This is a genomic window from Synechococcus sp. OH20 (assembly GCF_047502685.1).
GTDB lineage: Bacteria > Cyanobacteriota > Cyanobacteriia > Thermostichales > Thermostichaceae > Thermostichus.
The window spans coordinates 1-1220 of the sequence record NZ_JANSIQ010000044.1; the positions used below are offsets into that span (position 1 = coordinate 1).

Below are 1220 nucleotides of genomic sequence, written 5' to 3' on the forward strand. Positions count from 1 at the left end.
GACGGGGCCCCACTTGCACTTTGAGTTGTGGAAACGGACGGTGGGGCAAGGCTGGGTGGTTTTGGACGCTACCGATGACCTGCAGGTCGCCGTTGCCCGGTTGCCGGGTTAGCATGAGGGACAACAGCGGACGTGGCGGAACGGCAGACGCGCTAGACTTAGGATCTAGTGCCGCAAGGCGTAAGGGTTCAAGTCCCTTCGTCCGCATCCCTAACCAGGAAAGATCACCTGCAGAATCTGCTCCGGCACAATCGACTCCATCGCCCCATTGGCCGCCTTGAGGAACCGAAACGGCCCTTCAGCCGGCAGCAGCCGTTCCGGTTCAGTCGGCCCAAACAGCGCCAGCAGCGGCGTCTGCGTCGCCACCCCCAGATGCATGGGAGCGCTATCCACACACAACAGCAGCGTTGCCCCACCAATCAAGGCCGCCAGTTGCCCCAGCTGGGCAGGGCGGCTCACTGCCAGATCCGGCAGTTGCGACAAAAACCCTTTTGCCAACTGCTCATCCTCTGGCCCCAACACCAGCACCAAGGGCAGCTCCGGCCGCTTCTCCCGAAAGCCCCTGACCACCTTCACCCACTTCTCAGGGGGATAGAGCTTCTGAATGCCCTTCTCCTGCGACAGTTGGCTGGCCCCCGGATGCAACAGCACATAGTCTTGGGCGGCGTCCCCCAGCAGGCGCCGGCGCTCTTGCTCCGCCCACTCCAGGTCTGTTTTTTTGAGGCGAATCTGAGGCAAGCCCGCCGGCACCGTGATGCCAAACCCCTGCACCAGGTCGTGGTACATGTTGGCGGCATATTGGGCCGGCTTCAGGGGCACCGGGTCGGTGAGCCAAGGCCGGCCTGGCCCCGGCGGCGCATAGCCCACCCGCTTGGGGATCCCGGTCAGCCAGAGCAGCAGCTTCACCCCCAAGCTTCGGCCCAGGCTCAGCACCGCGTCGTACGGCCGCTCCCGAATCCGCCCCAGCAGGTCGCTGAGGTCTGCCAACGAGAGCTGCTGCTTGAACGGGAAGGTCAGCACCCGATTGACCGAGGGGCAAACCTCATAGGCCGCCGCCGCCCGCGGCTCCACCAGCACCGCCAGCTCCGCCTCTGGATAGCGCTGCCGCAAACTGGCCAAGGTGGGAAAAAACAAAATCTGGTCGCCAATCCCCCCCGGCACCAAAGCCAAAATGCGGGGGGCCAAAGCCGCGTCTCGAAAAGCCATCTCCATAAAGCATC

At 63.9% G+C, this 1220-nt stretch carries 1 protein-coding gene and 1 tRNA gene; one reads left to right on the top strand and one right to left on the bottom strand.

Annotated elements, in window-relative coordinates; all coding sequences use genetic code 11:
* Window positions 1-126: 126 nt before the first annotated feature.
* Window positions 127-207: transfer RNA gene (locus tag NW826_RS10315), tRNA-Leu, on the top strand.
* 3 nt (window positions 208-210) lie between these two features.
* On the opposite strand, the gene NW826_RS10320 is transcribed toward NW826_RS10315, so the two are convergent.
* Complete coding sequence (locus NW826_RS10320; RefSeq protein ID WP_414510080.1) at window positions 211-1212, bottom strand: glycosyltransferase family 9 protein; 1002 nt, start codon at window positions 1210-1212, stop codon at window positions 211-213.
* Between the last annotated feature and the right edge of the window lie 8 nt (window positions 1213-1220).

What these genes read in the sequence shown, in the direction of transcription:
- NW826_RS10320 (WP_414510080.1), bottom strand. Translation starts at nt 1,212, where the DNA reads ATGGAGATGGCTTTTCGAGACGCGGCTTTGGCCCCCCGCATTTTGGCT.